The organism is Bacillus sp. Root131 (genome assembly GCF_001429475.1).
Taxonomy (GTDB): Bacteria; Bacillota; Bacilli; order Bacillales; family Bacillaceae_G; genus Bacillus_A; species Bacillus_A thuringiensis_S.
The window spans coordinates 2,157,148-2,176,817 of record NZ_LMJQ01000001.1 but is presented as its reverse complement, the minus strand read 5'-3'; the positions used below and the strand labels follow the sequence as shown (position 1 = coordinate 2,176,817).

Sequence of the window (19,670 nt, the reverse complement as noted above, 5' to 3'; positions counted from 1 at the left end):
TAAGATAAATAAAAAAGGAACGGATTTCCGCTCCTTTTTTATCTTTTTACGATTATCAATCCATTTCCCTTTTAGGCTCTACCAACATGATGTGGGATTCCTTTTCAGTGAAAGGTTTATGCTCAACGCCTCTCGGGACAATAAACATCTCGCCCTTAGAAATTTTCACCTGTCCATCACGGAAATCGATGAACATCTCCCCTTCAAGCACAATAAATAGCTTATCCGTATCAGGATGCTCATGCCATATAAAATCTCCATTAGCTTTAAAAAGCTGAATTTGATCATCATTCATTTCACCAATCACTCGTGGATACCAATAATCGTTAATTTTAGATAACTCGTCATTTAGTTTAATAGGTTGGTAATGGATAATAATCCCTCCTCATTTTTAACTTCCACTATATTACAATAATCTAAGTAAAAAAGTCGTCATTACGCTTAAAAAGAAAATGCTCCGGCCAGAACTTTTCATTCAGATAGTACAAAGGAGTGATTTCAATGAAAGTTCTTTCAATCCAATGTTTCCTTTAACTCTCCATAAGTATAGAACAGTGATTTTCAAATAAGAATGGACCCCTGTTGACATTAGTATGGATTATTGATGAACTTCTCGCGATATTTAGTAGGCGAAATGCCAACTCGCTTCTTGAAAACTCTACTAAAATAAAAAGGGTCTGCAATTCCAACAGCCTGCGAAATTTGTTGTACAGGCACACCACTTGTACATAACATTTTTTGAGCCATCTTTATACGATAGTTCAATAAATATTCTGCTGGCCCCATACCTGCATGCTTTCTAAACACGTAAGAAAGACGATTTCGATTAACATTATTTTGTTCTGTAAGCGTATGTATTGTAATATCTTTATAATAGTATTGGCGAACGTAACTAGATATTCGTTCGAATAAAGTATGCGACTCATAGTTGTTTTCTCTATTGACAACACTTAATAAAGCTTCATTCAACGCTTCGCGAAACAGCATTTCGGTCTGAAGCATCGAAATGCCTCCACGCTGATTATACACATCCCAAAGACGCATAAGTAATTCGACAAGACGAGGAGATTGTCCTGTTAATAATTCAAAATGCTGATGAGTAAAGCCAGAGTCTTCTCGTTCTGGATTGCTTATCTGATATAAAACAAGAATATATTCCCAGTTTATTTCACCAAGCATTTTATGGGCTAATGTCATTTTTGCACCCCCATGTATAACTTTTCCTGGGGAAAGGATATACGGCGTACCATTAAATTGAAATTGCGTCTTCCCTGTAAGTGGAAATACAAATCCTGGGAAAGAATCTGTAGACTCAGCACAAGGCACACCTGGATTTTTAGCATAACGATATACTCCTTCTACTCGGAAAGGATTATTGGCAAGATACTCTGCTAACTCATTCACGTCCAACTTCACAATGCACGCCTCATTTCAATAATAATTTTCTTGTAATTCGCGAGATTAATTGGTGTACATTCTGGGCAACGCTAAACTAAAAATAGTACATACGACTTAACAAGATCTGGTTATTAACCTATAAATATATTGTTTTTCATTTATTGACAAAAGTATCCTCCCTACATTATTGATAATGATTTTCATTGTAGTTTGATAAAAAAACATTTGTCAAGTTGGATGGCGTAGAAAAATGACGAAACAAGGGGTACAGAGGGACCGTTCTGTTGCAAATAATACCTGGTCTTTGTTAACTAATTCCCCTCAAAACTGGAATAATCATGTTAATAGTTGTAATGGCTTTATTTGTTACAGCACTTGCAGCATGTGGAAATAATCGTAATCCTGAAGAAGTTGCTACAGCGTATTTCGAAGATGGAAACAGCCTACTATCAAATTAAATGATAGTAGGCTGGCTGTTAAAATTATTTAAGAACTGGGTTATGTTCTAAATGATAAGCTTTCATTATCAAAAAGATTATTACTAGTCCCTCCACAAACAAAAACACCCTATCACTTCGGTTCTAAATTTAGCACCTTCCCCTCTATTCCCTCCGTATTCAATGTAGTCGTATGATACGTTCCACTTACCCAATCATCTATTTGATCATGATACCAATCACTTCTAAAATGTCCCGATTGTCCTGGTCCTACGATATGATAACCGTTTGACATATCTTTCGTATCAATAACAAATCGCCAAGAAGCCCCGTGATTTACAATGCCGTTATCGCCGTAACTCGCTGCTTGCACGGTAACTTGACTTCCGCCAATCGGGACTGGTTTCTCACGATTAAAAGCGAGTAGTGCTAACATACTAGATGATTTTGAAATTGGATGTGTAAAAGCGAGTTGATGGTAATCGCCCCACTTCCACTCTCCAACATCCGGTCCATATTCCTTCTGCAATTTCTTCATTACATTCTCGTACGATGTATGCACAACTTTTGTGAAACCTCCGTACTTCGTAAACCACGCGCTATTTTCTCCCGCTACTTCTTTTCGAATCAATTCATCAACAACTTGTGACTTCCCTTCAAATAACTTCATTACATCTTTCGGTATTTCTTTTGAAAATAACGTATTTGAAATCTCTTTCATTAATAAATAGAATATTAATGGTGCCGGTTCATCTTTACTATCGTAAAAATTCCACTTTGTTAATTGGTTTACGCCTTCTTTCTCTACCTCATTTAAAGATGCTTTATTTAACTCTTTTAAAAATATAGGAGTAAACTCTTTCCCGTATAAATTCTTTTGATCCATCTGTAACTCTTCTAAATCTTTCACCGTATACTTTTCCTTCTCTTGTAAAAATTCTTGAATACGCATTTGCCTATATGGCTGCGCCCACGTATTGCTAATATGATACGGATAATCATCATCAACAATTTTATTATTCGCAGTTGAAATAAACCCTTGTTTTGGATTGATTACTTTTGGAAGTTGATTAAACGGGATATACCCTTCCCATTCATATTCATCTGTCCATCCTGGAACAGGCAAGCTACCATCGCCTTTTTTACGCACTGGTATATTTCCATTCGCTTTATAAGCAATCGTGCCATCGTTTGATGCAAACACAAAGTTTTGGGTTGGTGTATGGAAATCTTGAAGAGCGGTTTCAAACTCCGTCCAGTCTTTTGCTTTGTTCATATTTAATACAGCTTTTAACTCAGCTGACGGTTCTAAAGCAGTCCACTTTAAAGCAAATACTGTTTTCGTTTTCTCCTTCCCCTTATCCGCAAACTCTGAAATTACTGGCCCATGCCTCGTAATCGTAACGTTATAAGGAATTGTCTTCCTGCCTTTTACTTTAATAGACTCGTCAACAACGGTAGCTTTCTCCCATTTATCGTTATACAGAAATTCAATTTCATTATTAGGATTTCTCTTCTCAATATATAAATCTTGCACATCAGGCCCCGTATTCGTAACGCCCCACGCTATTTTGTCATTGTGTCCTAATATAACACCTGGTACTCCAGCGAAAATAACGCCACTCACATTTAAATCTTTCATTTCAAGTCTCGTTTGATACCATATAGAAGGTGTCGCAAGAGATAAATGAGGGTCATCTGCTAAAATCGGCTTACCTGACGCACTCTTCTCACCACTCACAACCCAGTTATTACTACCGTTAAACTCCGGGGGAATTATCGTTTTTGAAAAACTTTGCGCTACGTCCACATTTGTATTTTTCAGTTCAGCTAGCAATCTAGGAGCATCTTTCGGATATTTAGGAAATAGCTCATTTGCTTGCTCTTTCGAAAGGTTTTTCAGCGCCCAATATCGAAACGCCTGTCCATGCCAATGTCCTCCTAAGTCAAACGCCATATACTTTCCAATTGTTAAAGAATCCACGATTGACCATTCAGAAGGCTCATAACCTAATATAGTAAACTCAACCGGCAATTTCTTTTCCACTTTTGCCTCACGTATAAAAGCGTTCACCCCATCAGCAAATGACTGCAGGGCATATTTTGCTTCTCCATCATATTGACTAACTGAAGCTTCTGCCGCTCGCCGTAAACCGAGTGTTCGAAACAATTTATCTCGGTCAACAGCTGCTTCCCCAACAACTTCACTTAACATACCAGAAGCTTGTCTTCTACTTAAATCCATTTGGAACAACCGATCTTGCGCTTGTACATATCCTTGCGAAAAATATAAATCATGTGCATTTTCCGATTTAATATGCGGGACACCTTTACTATCCCGCTTCACCGTAACAGCGTGTTGTAAATCCTCTAGCTTTATCGTTCCATCTATCTTTGGCATAGATTTCAGCGTATATATATTCAAAAAAATCGCAGCGGAAATAACTAAAAAAAGAACGATACTACTAGCCCAAATAAAAATTCTTTTTCCTCTTTTTCGTTTCTTCTTTATAACGACTTCCATATAACCACCCCTTTCTCACACTATTCGCTTCTATAGTAAAAGAACCTTTTAGACTAGAAAAAATCCTTATCCAAACTATGGATCATACAAACCGAATACTTCTCTCCTATGGATTCCTTCACTAAAATCTATTCGTTCTTTCTTACACCAATTCCTCAAAATCCCCTTCACATAAACTAACGTTTTCTTATTATTTTCAAACGCAATTTTAAGTGCCTCTAACACTTTCTCTCCAGAAAGTCTTTGTATCCAATTCTTCAATTCCTTCACAATATATGGGGATAAACTACTAATATTTTGTTCATAAAACTTATAAACTTCACTATTTGGAACGCCCTCTTCTATGGTTTCTATCTCTTCCGCTTCTTCTTTCTCTTCAATAACTACTTGTGAACTACTATTATCCTCTTCTTCTGGCATACCAAAATACTGCAATAATAATGGAATCGTGTATTCTTCTTCAAGGCATTTACGTAAAAATATATGTATGAACTCATTACTTTTTACAGTCTTTAACTCACGTAATACGCACTTCTCCACATTCGTATTTGAAATAGGGTTATAGTGTAACCAGTTTATTATGAATACCTCTTTCGTTTTCGTATCATATAGAATCTTTCCATACTCAACAAACCTGTTTAGCAGCTTCTCAACAGTCTCCATACTATAACCTGTTTCAAGCTCTGCCACACGCTTCGGTAATATGTAAATACCACATTGCTTTGTTTTCGTACCAGTTAACAAATATATGTAAAAATAACGCTCCTCTGGCGTTAAATCTAATATGAATTCATCTTGCCAAAAGTTCACCTGCACATTACGGTATACCGCCATATGTTTCCCTCCACTCTTTGCTAGTAAATAGGAAAATTTTAATCCTTCATTATAAAGATAGGCATGCGGGAATGGTTTTGGCATTCGAATTACAATTTTTTTACTACTACAACGCCGGTTTCATTTTTTCGTGCTTGTTTTGTTCTTGTAGTTGTTTTTGTTTTTGTTTTTTCTTAGTGATTTATTACTTGGTAGGGGCTTATGAGGGGCTTGGAAGGGCATTCTACATTAATTACAATCTATCAAATACAATTTTTTCTTCCTACTAAATAGGAGCTATTCAAAATTATTATTTTGGATAGCTCCTTTCAAATTCTTCTTATTTTTTACTTCTACCAATGTCAGCTTCTACATACAATTTCTTCTGCTATTTGCGGGCAGTAACACTCTCATTTCAAAATTCGGTGAATAAACTGCTCGATTGCAATGCGAGTGACCCTCACTGATTAAAGTTTCATTTTATTTTTGCATTGAATCTAACATCTTCACAATAAAGGCAGCTGCCTGACCACGAGTTGTTGTGCCTCTAGGATCAAACTCATTATTTCCAATACCATTAACTACCTTTAGACTGTATAATCGTTGAACCGATTCTTTGTATGTTATTAAATGCTTATCTGTAAATGGTAATGCTACTAACTCACCTGTAATTCCTTTATATCGTAATGCTTTGTCAATCATAATAGATACTTCTTCACGAGTAATTGGTGAGTTAGGATCAAAAATCCCTTCACCACGACCATTAATAATTCCTGCACTTGCACAACGTTTAATACCGTCATGAAGTGATGGATGTGCCTCATTAATATCTACAAATGACTTATTTCCCTCTGGTAGTTTAAGAGCATTCGAGATTAATTTCGCAAACTCCGCTCTCGTTACATTTCGATATGGCGCAAATACACCATTACCTTCGCCTTGCATAATACCTAGACTGTTTAATTTACGAATATGCCCTTCAAACCAGCCACCTGTAATATCATCTTTTGGTTTTTGTACTTCTTCCTTTGGTACATTGTAGTTAATTTTAATCCAACTTGGGTCATAGAAAATCCATTCTCCATTACCTACTTTATACCAACCATTTTTAACCGCTAATACTTTGTAACGATCTCCGTTTGAAGCTTTACGTACAACACGATGTTCAATACCCGCATCACTACGTACATTGATGCCACTACCATTTACCACTAGTTCCATGCTAGGTTCAGCTGGATTATTTTCATTTGGATTAAATGAGTCATTTTTATCTTGTAAAGGCGTATCAATCTGCGCATTTATATTTGCATACCACTGAATTCCTTGTACGAAACCAGCCCAATTACCACGTGAAATTAAAATGTCAGGACATTTTTTCCCGCTCCATTGTTGATGCTTGTAAATATGATCTGCACCAATTCCTTCTTTGTTCATTAAATAACCTGCAAGTCGTTTTGCATTTTCTAATGCTTTATTGTAATCACCATCTTGGTTAACCGCGATCTCGATACCGATAGATTCCCTGTTTCCTGATCCATCTCCATCTCCTGCATGCCAACCATTTTCGTTTGTTGGTAAGTGTTGATAAATTTGTTTATCGTCTACAGTAAAATGCCATGAAGCTGTTCGGAAAGTGCCTTCAGTTGCTTGCTTGTATAAATATTTCGCATGATTTTCAGCATTAGCACCAGCGGCTGTATTTGCGGTCTCATGAATTGTAATGTAACGTGCTTTCATCGGATTTGCAGGACGAATATCAGGATTTCCTGCTGGAACAATCCACTCCACAAATGGAACTCCTGCAAGTGTTCCATATTTCTTCGTACTCTGTGCGCTATATTGAATACCTCTTGGCTTTGCAACAGGTTTCATTTGACGATCAGACCCATCATTTCGACCATCTACAGATTCAAATGCCTTTTCAATGTTTGAAATAGCTTCCTTTTCTGCTACTTGCCCCTTCTTAGCATCTTGCATTTTGTTTAATTCTTCTGTTTCATCATGTTTATGCTTATATTCTTCTAAAAGAATTTTTTCATTTTCAGATACTTCTGCTTCGTTAACTTGTACATGATCAGGAACTTCCAACTTGAAATTAGAATAATTTAATCCGCTCGTTCCATTTTCTCCCTGGGCAATATTAAGTTGATCAGTTTGAGATTTGTTCAACTCTTTTGCTGATGCTGATAAAGGTACGCTCCCTAAAATCACTAGACTTGTTGATAGTGCGATTACTTGTTGTTTGATTGTCTTATTCATTATTATAATAGATACATACACATTCCCGCCGTGTATGTATCTCAACCTCCCTTTATTCTCACATTAATTTGTTAAAATATGAATCTACTATGTACTTCTAATATGACTTCTTTTTATTTACATATTTAAATAATTATATTTTATAACCATTAAGAAAATATTTATATGTCATCCCTACAGATGAATTTCATCTAACATACTTTTTACAAAATCCGTCAACAAACATTATTTTACAACTAATTACAAATACCGTCAAAAGCATTTGTACATACTGGCATGTTTTTAGGCTGGATCATTGAACATAATTTATTTAGTCAAGAATTTGAAGAAGAGTCTCCAGACGAAATTAATCAATTTAAACTTAGACAAATGACTGGCACACAAATTTATATAAACTGGGATGGCGTTTTAGCAGACAACATGTTAAATGATGAGGGCAACCAATTCGCAATGTACTACTTTAACAATAAGGATGAGTGGAAGTATATAGATGATTACTCAGGTATTTTTACAGACGATGGAGAAACTCTCTACCACGTGCAAGTTACTTGAGAAAATTATTTCAAATTAAAAGAAGTTATTGATAATAGCTATAATTTTTGGAAAGACAACTTACAAAATATATAATTATAACAAGTCGATTTCTTATTTTAATAAGGAATCGACTTTCTTAATATTTAATTTGCTGATTAACATCTCACTCAAAAATTATTTTACTAACGATACTATTATAGATACCGAATTATCTATAACGGAACGTTCTGGGCGTGATTTCATTAACACTGTTAATCCAATTAAGGACGTGACTAATGTTTGCGCTAATGCTTTAGCGTTCAAATCACTTTGTAGTTCTCCTGATCGAATTCCTTTCATGATTAATTCTTGAAAAATAACTGCAAGATACATTTGGTGTTCTCTAGTCAGTACTTCAAACTTTTCATTATGAGGAGCAAGCTCAACCATTGTGTTAATACAAAAACAGCCTTTACTGAACTCTTTTTTATATTCCTCTTCCACCATATTTTCAAAAAACATCTGAATTGCTTCTTTTACAGATTGTTCGTTTTGAAGTTTTGTTCGTATACGAGCCGCATGTAAATTTGTGTATCTCCTTAATGCCGCTTCAAATAAGCCCTCTTTATCACCAAAAGCTGAATATAAACTCGGTTTTTGTATTTCCATTCTTGCAGTTAGATCACTTAATGAAGTAGCAGCGTATCCTTTCTCCCAAAAAAGTTGCATAGCAGCATCCAAAGCTTTTTCTTCATCAAATTCGCGTAGTCGAGCCATTTAAAAATATCCCCTTCCTCTACATTTTCAAATTATAAACTAACACTTTATGTACCAATCAGTATATTATATATCGTATTAAATTATAAACGATGTGTCAAAGAAAATGGAATTAAATCAAAAGAAACTTGACATATATATTTACTCAAGATTATATTTTACTTACAAAATAACATACCGTTCGGTACGTTATTTACAACAATACAAAATGGAGCTGATTTTATGAATAGCAAGGAAAAGATGATGACCACTCTTAAACATAATGATCCCCAGTTACATTCACCTATTAGCACAAACATGTCCCGCTACATGACTCTATTATTCGCAATAGCTTGCGGGATGGCGGTGGCAAATATATATTTCGCTCATCCGCTACTTGATTCTTTATCAAATGAATTTAAGATTAGTCATTCAACTATCGGTATTGTGATTACTATTACTCAAGTTTGTTATGCAATCGGATTACTTTTATTAGTTCCACTTGGTGACTTATTAAACCAAAAAAGACTCATTATTGTTCAAATGGTTTTATCCGTTATCGTTTTAATTGTAATTGGGACCGCTCCCTCGGCCATCGTACTTTTTATAGGTATGGCCTTAGTAGGAATTCTTGCAACAGTTACGCAAACACTCGTCGCATACGCATCAATTTTAGCAAATCCAGCAGAACGTGGACGCATAGTAGGTTTCGTTACAAGCGGCGTTGTAATAGGCATTCTCCTTGCGCGTACATTTGCAGGCGCATTAACAGACTTAGCTGGATGGCGGTCCGTTTATCTCACTTCCGCTACCCTTATACTATTCGTAACTGTTTTGTTATATCGTAATTTACCTACTCTTGGACAGAGCAGAATGACAACTATGCCTTACCGGAAGTTAATACGTTCTGTACTCTTATTATTTATAGAAGAACGACTCTTACGCATTCGCGGAATATTAGCATTGCTCATTTTCACTTCATTCAGTATTTTATGGACTTCTTTAGTATTACCTCTAAGTGCTACACCACATAATCTTTCACATACAGCTATTGGTGCGTTCGGCCTTGCTGGAGTTGCAGGTGCATTAGCTGCTACTAAAGCTGGACAATTAGCTGATAAAGGATTAGGACAAAGAACAACTGGCATAGCTTTATCTTTATTAGTACTTTCATGGCTCCTAATTAAATCTATTAATCACTCTCTATTATTACTAATTTTCGGCATTATCCTCTTAGATTTAGCGGTGCAAGCTGTACATGTCACCAATCAAAGTATGCTGTTCACAGTGCGTCCCGAAGCAAGAAGTCGACTTACTGCCAGTTACATGATTTTTTATTCTATCGGTAGTGCAACAGGTGCAATTCTTTCAACAAATACGTATGCAAAATATGGTTGGGATGGCGTATGCATATTAGGTGTATCTATTAGTGCTTGTGCTCTTTTATTTTGGATAATAACCTTGCGGCGATCATCACAGCTGAACGAAGAATAATTCATTTATGATTAATACGTGTTTTTCTACAAGACTATAGAATAGCATTTATTTTTTAACACAAATCAACGGCATTTTCATATAAAAAATGCCGTTGATTCACAATTTCATAATAAGAGATCCTATACTATCGAAATACATCTATTACAAATTCCCTTTAACGTTTTCAACAATTTCGTTTATCGTATTTCGATCAAACTTATCACTAATTTCGTATGGCTCACGATCTCCTACGAATTGCACGCCTACGATATCATTGCGATCCTTACCGTATTGCACTTCAATAATAAATCCACGCTCTATTTGTTTCCAAATGAGGCCTGCTTCATCTTTATTATCTAAAATAATGCAGTCTTCAATATTTTCGTCAATCCCAATTAACTTATTATCATCCATATATCCAATCTCGTATTGTTGCCGTTCTTTCGCTTTGCCACTTACTAATATACCTTTGCTACCATATGAATAATCCATATAGTCCTTTTTCTCCGTTTGTACCGCTTTCGGCTTTTGTGCTTCAGTTTTTTCAGTAGCCCCACAACCTGTAATAAGACTGATTGGCATAACCACTATTAATACTAACCTAGTGAATTTCTTTATCATTTTTAACCAACCTCATATATTTAATGTAAAACTCCATTTATTACTCTATTAAAGAATAACATGATACTAAGTAAACAGAACGAAAGATAACATATTATTTACATACCCACACTTTAATGAAGGAACAGGCCATTTAAACCTAGTCCTCCATAACTTTAACTTTGCTTCACATACTTAATTGTATGAAATGACGTCTCATTAAATAATTGCAAATTTTCCCCATCATAATCTTGAACTTTATATGCTATTTTCTTTTTTTGAATTGTATCTTCTACACCGTCTACTAAACGTTTATTGAGATGTAAATAGATTGTAAAAGCTTCCTTATCATATTCCCAAGTGCCTTCAATATAATTCTTTTTATTTGGATACTCACCTTTACCATACGTTTCAAATGTCTTATCACCTTTTAAAATAAGTGACATAATGAAACCGTCTGTTCCTTTGAATCCCCAATTACCAATTAATTCCGTACCATCCTTCACATTCTTCATAACGTTATCCGTATTAATTCCAGCTTTCTTATCTAACTCTTTCAAATCTTTCACAGATACTGTACCGTCACCGATTTTAATATCCCCTTCAAGGTCTTTGAATGCCTTAAGCCAGTAAATATCTCCTTCTTTCACTAACTTTTCGGATTTCTCCATTAACTCTTTATCAGTCTTATCGCCTTTTTCTCTTTTTTCTTTTCGGGTGAATACTTCATTGATTAAAGAAAAAGACTCTCTAAAATAACTAATTGCTTTTTCAAAATCCTTTTGTTGATTTACATACTCTGCAGGGGGATCTATCGACTCGAATTTATCTAACGTTTTATTTAATTCTTTCACACTATCTACTATATCTGATTTCTTTTTCTTACCGTCAAAAACCTCTCTTGTAATATTGTTATGCTCCGCAAACAACTTATCAAACTCTATCCCTAATTTATACACTTTATTAGGATAGTCTTCCTTTGAAACTTTTTCTTTCTTACTATTAGACTTCGATTCTTTTACTTTAGACTCTTCTGTTTTCTCCTGTTTAGAAGTGTTCGTTTTCTCAGAAACTCCACAACCAAATAACAACATGACCGGAACTGCTACCCCTAGTAGTTTCTTTGTATTCATGACTGATTTCTCCTTTTACTTGAATAGATTACTCTTGCTATACCCATCCTCTTTTTTTATCTTGTAATTAAAGTTACAATCGCAATAACTCCTAGAATCGGTCCCCAATATTCCATTTTTATAAAAAATAATGAGTGCTTTTTGTTAAACATAACTTTTTCACCAGTTTCGGTATCTATATAAACTTTCCCATCTGGCTTATTAATATATTTACCTAAATACCAAGACATAACCCCTGATATAATAAACATTACCGCCATTGGCCAACTATGATCTTGAAAATATGTAGCGTCCCCCGTTATAGATCCAAAGATAGCCTTACCCAAAAGAGTATTAATAATTACAATAATTGCGACTAAAAAACCCCAACCAGACCAAATAATCATTTATTTCTCCTCCTAAAGCGTACAACTTTGTACTTTATGTTAATTTGAACTGCAAACGAAAATGTTTAAAAAACCGAATATTCAGACGTTAATAATTATATTTAGCTTACATTCGATTCTAACTTTAATGTTCTAAATGCAAATGAACCAGATATAATTTGTAAAATTGTCGGAATAAGTAAAAAGAATAATGACATAAACAACATAACTATAGGAATCACAATCATACAAACTCCATAAACTTTATTATTAACCTTGTTTACTAAACATGATAAAATAAGCAATCCTATTTGAACCGTTAAAATAATAGAGTAATAAGCTAAAAGTTCATAATCAAAACCTTCCATAATATTAAACGCTACAACTATTAATAGTATGGAAATAATAATTCCTATAATGCCACCAATTAAACCTAGTACGAATTCAATCGTTCTTTTCAATTCAATCCCCCTATTATGAGCCACTAAAAACTTGTATATTTTTCCCATTCACCATCATACCAAATATTTATTGGAAAAACTATACATATTTTTCATGCTCCCTTACCTTACAGTGACCTTCTTACCTTTATAGATAGCTTGTAGTAGTTACAAAATTAAAACCTTCAAAATTACTAACCGAATTGTCATACTGAAAATTATAAATTAATATGATAGAATTGTAGGATTTCTTTAATTTAACTTCTTCGTTAATTCGAGAAAGTATTTTGTCATCATATGAACATCCCGTTAATAACATAGAAATGTCATCACTTGCTTCTTCTAACACTTCCTTTTCAATAAAATCCTCATCTACATCAATCATATCTATATTAAAATCAACAAAAAAACTCGCTGGTATAGCGTCTCCTTCTTCATCATACGTAACATCTATATATGTATCCAACTGATCTTGCGTTTTCATATTACCTAACCATATTGAAACTATTCCATGTACTTCCATTGTAGTTCTCCTTTATTTTTTATCTTGCAGAACCAATTCTATAACTTACCGACTACTTTAAAACTCATAATTTTTATGAAAAACATTTCTTCTTTCCATTTAGTTAAATGGGGTTATTCGGAAATTCACTATCATACTTATTAATTAGCGCTTTATCATTTTCATTAATTGGTACTTCACCTAAGTATTTATGTTTCCAAATAATCATTTGATCACTAAAACTATATTCTGTGTCGAGCCAATTGGTATAATCGAAATGCATGTTAAATTCCCCACTATGTTCCAGAGACATTGTAAAAGAGTACCAAAGCTCTTGCTGATTATCTTTGAAAACATTTCTTAATTCCTTACTCACTTTATATAAAGAATCTTCTTTCCTTTCAAACTCCTCTTCATTAACTTCGTATTTAAAAGGAATTTCTACACTATACTTATAATTTTCTTTATTTCTGAAGTTGTTATAGAAAAAGTAAGTTCCCCCTCCAGCTTCTGATATTTGTGCATAAAAATAAAATTTCTCCCATTCTTCTGGAATCATGGCATGAACCGTTTCCGCTATCTCTCTATATAATCGATTCAATTTTATTTCCAATTGAATACCCCCTATTTGATTTTCATCATTCACTTTTTCTATATTATACCACCCTTTTAATTAGCTCTTTATTTACAATAAAGAGCTAATTTATTTCATCTAAAATTCAAACCAAGTTTCGATACTTTTAGAAAGTAGACATACCTCTTGAATACAATTAGTATTAACATATGAAATACGAAAAGCTTAAAAAGGCTTTTACATGATGAAAGGAAGTTGCACAACTATGGATTTTAAAACAGTTATGCAAGAACTTGAAGCTCTAGGTAAGGAACGAATGAAAAAAATATACATATCTAACGGTGCGCATGAGCCAGTATTCGGAGTTGCTACAGGTGCTATGAAACCAATCGCTAAAAAAATAAAATTAAATCAAGAGTTAGCTGAAGAGCTTTATGCCACAGGCAACTACGATGCTATGTACTTTGCAGGTATTATTGCCGATCCAAAAGCTATGAGTGAGTCTGATTTTGATCGCTGGATAGACGGGGCATATTTTTATATGCTATCTGATTATGTAGTGGCAGTAACTTTATCGGAGTCAAATATCGCACAAGATGTTGCTGATAAATGGATTGCAAGTGGGGACGAGCTTAAAATGTCTGCAGGCTGGAGTTGCTACTGTTGGCTTTTAGGAAACCGCAAAGACAATGAATTTTCCGAAAGTAAAATTTCCGATATGCTTGAAATGGTGAAAGATACAATTCATCATTCTCCAGAACGAACAAAATCCGCTATGAATAATTTCCTAAACACAGTAGCAATCTCATATGTACCACTACATGAAAAAGCAGTCGAGATTGCAAAAGAAGTTGGTATAGTTGAAGTCAAACGGGAGAATAAAAAAAGCAGTTTGTTAAATGCTTCTGAAAGTATTCAGAAAGAACTTGATAGAGGAAGACTTGGTTTCAAGCGTAAGTATGTAAGATGTTAAAAGTATGAAGGTGTCAATCTAGGAGAGATTGACACCTTTTTAGTGGACATTACTAGACTAACGGAACTGCAAGTTAAAGGGAACCAATCATTCATCTCCCCCCTATACATCTCAAACTTCTTCTTTCAATTTATATACCCTATCTCTTTTCTCATCATCTTTGATAAAAATAAGTTTTCCTTCTGTAACAAAACCTTCTAATAGTAAACATACTTGTCCATATGCTTTAGGCTTATTCGTAGTGAATCTTTCATCGGGTATTTTACCAGATCGTATTAATCGTTCACATAGCTCAAGCGCACTTATTTCTTCAGAATCAATTAATTCTAAAATATCTTTTTGTAATGGTGATAAAGGGGCTGGTACCTTACATACCTCAGCTACCTCCACCTTTTCTTTTTCTTCTTCAAATAAATCTTCAAATGAAATTTGATTCATTACATCTTTTCCTTTCTAACAATTGATTTATATAACATGAATTGAATTCTATAGGTACAAGAACTTTAAATATTAGCTATTGTTATGTATTGCTTACCTCATTACATGAATTTCAAACTCATGTACATCATTTCATATAGTATATTTTGATTATACCAAATATACGTTCTGTCTTCTATTGTAGAATTTTTATAACAGAAATGAAAGTAATAGTGAACATTTTTCTTCTCTTTAGTTGTATAGAAAACTATGTAAAAATTTTACATAATAAAATTATAGTTATCTGTTAAATTTCTACGCTAATACGCAAAAAAACACTCGTTGCCTTTAATCGACAATCGAGTGCTTTAAGTTCATCTATTTTTAAGTAGTATAAATTTATAAATTTTGTAGTAACAGTATGACACCATTTATATGTCGTGACAACGACTATGTTAACACTTACGAGTTTGTATGAGTTCGTTAGTTTAATATACATTCCATATGTTTATATTCATCGCCAAATAAAATGCTATCTCACCTAAGATTTTACTTTATTTTCTATTCTATCATTGCACACAGTACTCCATGATGGTACAACCATGATGGAGTACATACTTTCAAAAAACCTTTTATTTTTTCTATCTACTTCACATATACTTTATTTTTTATTCATATATACTTATGCGTATTTAAATTTAGCACCACGAACTTTATTATATCCGTCCATAAAATATAATTTAGTATAGTAAGGTTTATAAAATCACTATAACTAAGCTCATTTATTTACTGTAATGAGTTTTTAATATTTATTTATATTTTAGGAATATCAATTATATTTCCTGGTGACTCATTAATAAGAATATCTGAAATACTTGGGTTCCTTTTTTTCAACTTGAATATTTGAATTTTTGTTAATTCAGAGCTAAATGATATATTTTGTGTTTTAAACTCCAAATTCATAATTTTATTTTGAAGTTTTAATATAAAAACCTTCCATTCTTGTAATGGAGAATTCGAAACTTCCTCTGGACTTTCTAATAATCGATATCCGTCTGCATAATGAAACATTAGTAATCCCGTTCCTAAGTCACAATCTTTGTTTTCAAGAATTGCATTTGGTATATCAAATCCACTATTCCAATTATAATTTGCTGCAAAACAATGAAGGAGTATTGGATTATCTATATTCTTTATTCGGCTAATTGTATCCTCTTTATTTGTATTATAAAGTAATTCTTCAAGCAAACTAATATCTTTATTTTCCATTACACCTTACCACCTTACTGATATTTACTTATTTTGCATTTCCAATTGTTTTAGCTTTCTTTCCCAGAGTTCTACTGTTGCACCTTGGCTTGGGTACAATGGTAAACCATTCCCCTGTAATTTTCTTAAATTTTTTTGCAAATCATATACCTGCTTTTGTAAACTATCAATACTTTGGCTAATATCCATTTTATTTAATGCTCTTGCAACTACTTCATTGTAAACAGAATGATATCCTCTGTGTCTAGCCATTGTACTTATATTATCATCTGGTACTCTTAGAAAAATACCATTTGATGAGTCATCAAAGTTCATACCTATCTTTTTAATGACAGGATTATCTGCCATTTCAGAAGGAATAATATGCTGTGCTTGATATCCACTCCATTTAGTTGAACGTCTAAGCCCCATTTCTGTCATCATATTTTTTCCTAATTTAGTAGAATTTCCTCCTATTGCAATACCCGGAGTACCAGGAATAATCCTACTACCTTCACCCGTCCCCTATGTTGTACTTTTAAATAATTCGGGGAAAAAGAAGAGGCTTTCTCTAGGTCGTTAGACCATAAAGAAAGCCCCGTTTAAATTAAAGAGATTAACCAACTATTAACTAATTCCAATCAATAAAATCCTATCATTAGTTTTCAGGAATATATAAATTATCCACAAATTCAGAGAAACTTTTAGAAATTAGTCGGATGTATTCCTCTCTTAACTCGTTATCTTCTTCAAAGTAATCCATATCACAATGATATACACTACCTCTATCTTTCCCATCAATTGATAAACAAATCAAACTCCCCGCGGGGTCAATTCCAATTGGAAGAAAATTACTTGGTACCACTTGCATCAAATTATAACTTCTTAATTTCTCTTCTAGATTTATTTCATTTTCTATTGATAGAGGAAAAAACATTGAAACAGACGATGTTATTACGCCTTTCTTAGTTGTATCATTAGTTTTAAATCTTCGTTGCTCAGTTTTCCCTCCATTTTTAGACAGCAAAAATTGTTTATAATCATCAGGTAACAATATACCATACTTATTTTCGAAATCTTCGATATCTTCAATGCCAATAGGGGTAAAAGTATATTCAAAATCTAAATTCCTCATACAATTAACCTTCTTTCCTGTTCATTTTGTTTTTCTCAATCAGAGTATAATCTCTCAATCAATTCAGAAAAAGAGTCGCATATTAATTTAATTTTATCCTCATTCACTGACTCCTGATCATAGAAAACTACTGACGGAGAATCTTTAGTATCACAGTAATTAAAACAAATAAGTCCCCCAAATGGGTCTCTTGCAAATGGAATAATACCTTCCGGAAGTGAAGTTAATTCATAAACAACTTCTATATTTGCATCTTTGCTTGTAAAACTTAATAGACAATCAAAGACTGCTCCACCCTCATCATCATTAATATCATAAATATTAGGCTCAGGATAACCACCGTTATTTTTTTTAATGCATTCACGGTAGTCATCTGGAAATCTGACACCAAATGAATTCTCCACAGCAATAATTACTTGCTCATCTATCGCTCCATCCGTAAATAGCCAAGTTACTCGGCTCATTTTATCATCTCCAAAATAATTTTCTTCAGTTTACCTGTTCTACCGTCATCTCCACCACCCCAAATTGCTCTACCACCTGTATGACCCGCAACCTGATGTTCATAGTAATCAACAAGTTGCATTTTACCAGTCTCTTGATGATGATGCCATGTGACTGATTTTGGCTTCTTACCTAATTTAAATAACTCAATATCTGTTTGGCTGAATTGTTTTGCTAAGTTTGGATCTTTCATTATATCGTCCTATAATTTTTGTGAGAGATATTTTAACTGCACTGAGTCAGGCTCTATATGATATGACTCTGATAAAGATGTTTCATATTTTGAATTAAAAATTGGGTAACCATCTTTATCATATTTAACTTTATAAGTTTCCCCATTTTTCTTAGATGTAAATGTATAAGTAGTAATTCCTGTAGAATCATCTACTACTTTTTCTTCAAAATCTCTTGGTTTATTAGGTTTTCTACTATAAGGAGGTAAATCTCTAGCTGCTTTTGTCATAGCTTCTTCATATTCTGCAGTTCTTTCATTAGTCGGTTTAATTTTTATAGTTTGAGTACCTTTGCCTGTACCCTTAACCCCACTACTCTCCAAATTCGAAATCCTACTCTGAATACTCGCCTTTGAGGCATCATGGGCTTCTTGGAATTTCCCGCTATAGTTCGTTCCAGTTCTAGCGACACTTCCATCGAGCATTATTTCTACACCTTTAAAGATTGGGGATACAGAGTCCACACCTTTTGCTAATGTATTTTCAATTATATAATATTCCCGACTTAATCTATCTAATAATCCTTAAAAATAATCTATATTGATTTTCACTTATTTATCAATCTCTAATATCTCTAAGAAAAAAGCACTCGCTACCAATCATAGGTTTTCGAGTGCTTAAATGTATATACTTCCCATCATATTTAAATCATTTTTAAGATTTGTTCCTTAACATCTTCGTCAAACTTAGCGCCTTCCACATTTGCTCCCTTCCAAACTACATTGTCAAGTTTAGCACCGGTAAAATTCGCATCCGTGAAATTCCCATTTAAAAGGATTGCTCCTGTTAAATCTGCGTTTGTAAAATCTGTATTTCTAGCATCTACTTCTGATAAATTAGCATCTTCTAAATATGCTTTTTCAAAGTTACCTTCTGTAAGATTCGCGTTGCTGAAATCCGTTCCCGTACAGTCGGCCTGTTTTGCATCTATTTTATATAAATTTGCTCGTCGAAAAGTAGCATGATTTAAAATTGTTCCAACTAATTCTCCATATGAAAAATCAACTTCGTCAAAACATGTTTCAAAACAACTACTTATATTCAATTTTGCATATTTCATATTCGCTTTAGAGAAATTAGCTTCACCAAACCTACAATCTGCAATGTGTATTTCCTCTAAATTACAACTTCTGAAATCAGCAAACTCAAAATCACAATCAAAAAAAGATGCTCTCATTAGTGAAGAAGCTCTTAAATGGACTTGTTTTGCCATGATACCCTCTGCCATCACCTCTGACAAATCAGAAAAAGTAAGGTCTAAATTGCTCATATCTAGCCCATCTATAATTTCATCATTGTATTGAGATCGATTTAATATTTCCATGACTTTTATTCTATCATTATTTTTCTCATCCATGATTACAAATTCC

The 19,670-nt window shown here is 33.7% G+C and carries 20 protein-coding genes and 2 pseudogenes; 3 read left to right on the top strand and 19 right to left on the bottom strand.

Going from position 1 to position 19,670, the window contains the following annotated elements:
• Positions 1–55: 55 nt before the first annotated feature.
• From ASE54_RS10980 to ASE54_RS10960, 5 genes are all read right to left on the bottom strand, one after another.
• The gene (locus tag ASE54_RS10980) at positions 56–295 is read right to left on the bottom strand and encodes a cupin domain-containing protein (protein ID WP_000997179.1); all 240 of its coding nucleotides are present in this window, start codon (positions 293–295) and stop codon (positions 56–58) included.
• 293 nt (positions 296–588) lie between these two features.
• Positions 589–1,416, bottom strand: coding sequence for an AraC family transcriptional regulator (locus ASE54_RS10975; RefSeq protein ID WP_000762793.1), 828 nt, complete (start codon positions 1,414–1,416; stop codon positions 589–591).
• 552 nt (positions 1,417–1,968) lie between these two features.
• Positions 1,969–4,359: a penicillin acylase family protein gene (locus tag ASE54_RS10970; protein ID WP_000454314.1), complete on the bottom strand. Its 2,391-nt coding sequence runs from the start codon at positions 4,357–4,359 to the stop codon at positions 1,969–1,971.
• Between the two features lie 75 nt (positions 4,360–4,434).
• Complete coding sequence (locus tag ASE54_RS10965; RefSeq protein ID WP_003264558.1) at positions 4,435–5,277, bottom strand: DnaD domain protein; 843 nt, start codon at positions 5,275–5,277, stop codon at positions 4,435–4,437.
• 375 nt (positions 5,278–5,652) lie between these two features.
• Complete coding sequence (locus ASE54_RS10960) at positions 5,653–7,431, bottom strand: S-layer homology domain-containing protein (RefSeq protein WP_003309690.1); 1,779 nt, start codon at positions 7,429–7,431, stop codon at positions 5,653–5,655.
• 246 nt (positions 7,432–7,677) lie between these two features.
• Here ASE54_RS10960 and ASE54_RS10955 point away from each other — a divergent pair.
• Positions 7,678–8,058 (top strand): annotated as a pseudogene (locus ASE54_RS10955) (hypothetical protein).
• An 81-nt stretch (positions 8,059–8,139) separates the two neighbouring features.
• Here ASE54_RS10955 and ASE54_RS10950 read toward each other — a convergent pair.
• Entirely contained in the window at positions 8,140–8,721 is a 582-nt protein-coding gene (locus ASE54_RS10950) for a TetR/AcrR family transcriptional regulator (RefSeq protein ID WP_000113331.1), read from the bottom strand.
• Positions 8,722–8,943: 222 nt separating this feature from the next.
• On the opposite strand from ASE54_RS10950, the gene ASE54_RS10945 reads away from it, so the two are divergent.
• On the top strand, positions 8,944–10,194 hold the full coding sequence (locus ASE54_RS10945) for an MFS transporter (RefSeq protein WP_001085015.1): 1,251 nt from the start codon (positions 8,944–8,946) through the stop codon (positions 10,192–10,194).
• A gap of 144 nt (positions 10,195–10,338) precedes the next feature.
• On the opposite strand, the gene ASE54_RS10940 is transcribed toward ASE54_RS10945, so the two are convergent.
• The 6 genes from ASE54_RS10940 to ASE54_RS10915 all read right to left on the bottom strand — a co-directional run bounded on the left by ASE54_RS10940 (position 10,339) and on the right by ASE54_RS10915 (position 13,829).
• On the bottom strand, positions 10,339–10,797 hold the full coding sequence (locus tag ASE54_RS10940; protein WP_000591639.1) for a hypothetical protein: 459 nt from the start codon (positions 10,795–10,797) through the stop codon (positions 10,339–10,341).
• Positions 10,798–10,952: 155 nt separating this feature from the next.
• Positions 10,953–11,909: a DUF3994 domain-containing protein gene (locus ASE54_RS10935; protein ID WP_001093044.1), complete on the bottom strand. Its 957-nt coding sequence runs from the start codon at positions 11,907–11,909 to the stop codon at positions 10,953–10,955.
• Positions 11,910–11,965: 56 nt separating this feature from the next.
• A complete protein-coding gene (locus ASE54_RS10930) occupies positions 11,966–12,295 on the bottom strand; it encodes a hypothetical protein (RefSeq protein WP_000587855.1) in 330 nt (109 codons plus the stop codon).
• A 101-nt stretch (positions 12,296–12,396) separates the two neighbouring features.
• Positions 12,397–12,735, bottom strand: coding sequence for a DUF4064 domain-containing protein (locus ASE54_RS10925; RefSeq protein ID WP_000831394.1), 339 nt, complete (start codon positions 12,733–12,735; stop codon positions 12,397–12,399).
• A 127-nt stretch (positions 12,736–12,862) separates the two neighbouring features.
• On the bottom strand, positions 12,863–13,237 hold the full coding sequence (locus tag ASE54_RS10920; RefSeq protein WP_000451788.1) for an immunity 22 family protein: 375 nt from the start codon (positions 13,235–13,237) through the stop codon (positions 12,863–12,865).
• 103 nt (positions 13,238–13,340) lie between these two features.
• Complete coding sequence (locus ASE54_RS10915; protein ID WP_000403540.1) at positions 13,341–13,829, bottom strand: antitoxin YezG family protein; 489 nt, start codon at positions 13,827–13,829, stop codon at positions 13,341–13,343.
• Positions 13,830–14,055: 226 nt separating this feature from the next.
• On the opposite strand from ASE54_RS10915, the gene ASE54_RS10910 reads away from it, so the two are divergent.
• Positions 14,056–14,763 (top strand): DNA alkylation repair protein, encoded by a 708-nt coding sequence (locus ASE54_RS10910; protein ID WP_000346308.1) that lies wholly within the window; start codon positions 14,056–14,058, stop codon positions 14,761–14,763.
• A gap of 111 nt (positions 14,764–14,874) precedes the next feature.
• Here the strand turns inward: ASE54_RS10910 and ASE54_RS10905 are convergent, their stop codons facing one another.
• The 7 genes and pseudogenes from ASE54_RS10905 to ASE54_RS10870 all read right to left on the bottom strand — a co-directional run bounded on the left by ASE54_RS10905 (position 14,875) and on the right by ASE54_RS10870 (position 19,657).
• A complete protein-coding gene (locus tag ASE54_RS10905; protein ID WP_001071909.1) occupies positions 14,875–15,201 on the bottom strand; it encodes a DUF3895 domain-containing protein in 327 nt (108 codons plus the stop codon).
• 792 nt (positions 15,202–15,993) lie between these two features.
• Positions 15,994–16,449: a DUF4274 domain-containing protein gene (locus ASE54_RS10900; protein ID WP_000428103.1), complete on the bottom strand. Its 456-nt coding sequence runs from the start codon at positions 16,447–16,449 to the stop codon at positions 15,994–15,996.
• A gap of 24 nt (positions 16,450–16,473) precedes the next feature.
• Positions 16,474–16,869, bottom strand: coding sequence for an AHH domain-containing protein (locus ASE54_RS10895; RefSeq protein WP_000138112.1), 396 nt, complete (start codon positions 16,867–16,869; stop codon positions 16,474–16,476).
• Between the two features lie 217 nt (positions 16,870–17,086).
• Entirely contained in the window at positions 17,087–17,563 is a 477-nt protein-coding gene (locus tag ASE54_RS10890) for an SMI1/KNR4 family protein (protein WP_001245027.1), read from the bottom strand.
• A 35-nt stretch (positions 17,564–17,598) separates the two neighbouring features.
• Positions 17,599–18,027, bottom strand: coding sequence for an SMI1/KNR4 family protein (locus ASE54_RS10885; protein WP_000092333.1), 429 nt, complete (start codon positions 18,025–18,027; stop codon positions 17,599–17,601).
• Positions 18,024–18,764: pseudogene (locus ASE54_RS10875) on the bottom strand (HNH endonuclease). Before ASE54_RS10875 ends, ASE54_RS10885 begins: the two are co-directional and overlap by 4 nt.
• A gap of 179 nt (positions 18,765–18,943) precedes the next feature.
• A complete protein-coding gene (locus tag ASE54_RS10870) occupies positions 18,944–19,657 on the bottom strand; it encodes a pentapeptide repeat-containing protein (RefSeq protein ID WP_000343655.1) in 714 nt (237 codons plus the stop codon).
• Positions 19,658–19,670: the final 13 nt, after the last annotated feature.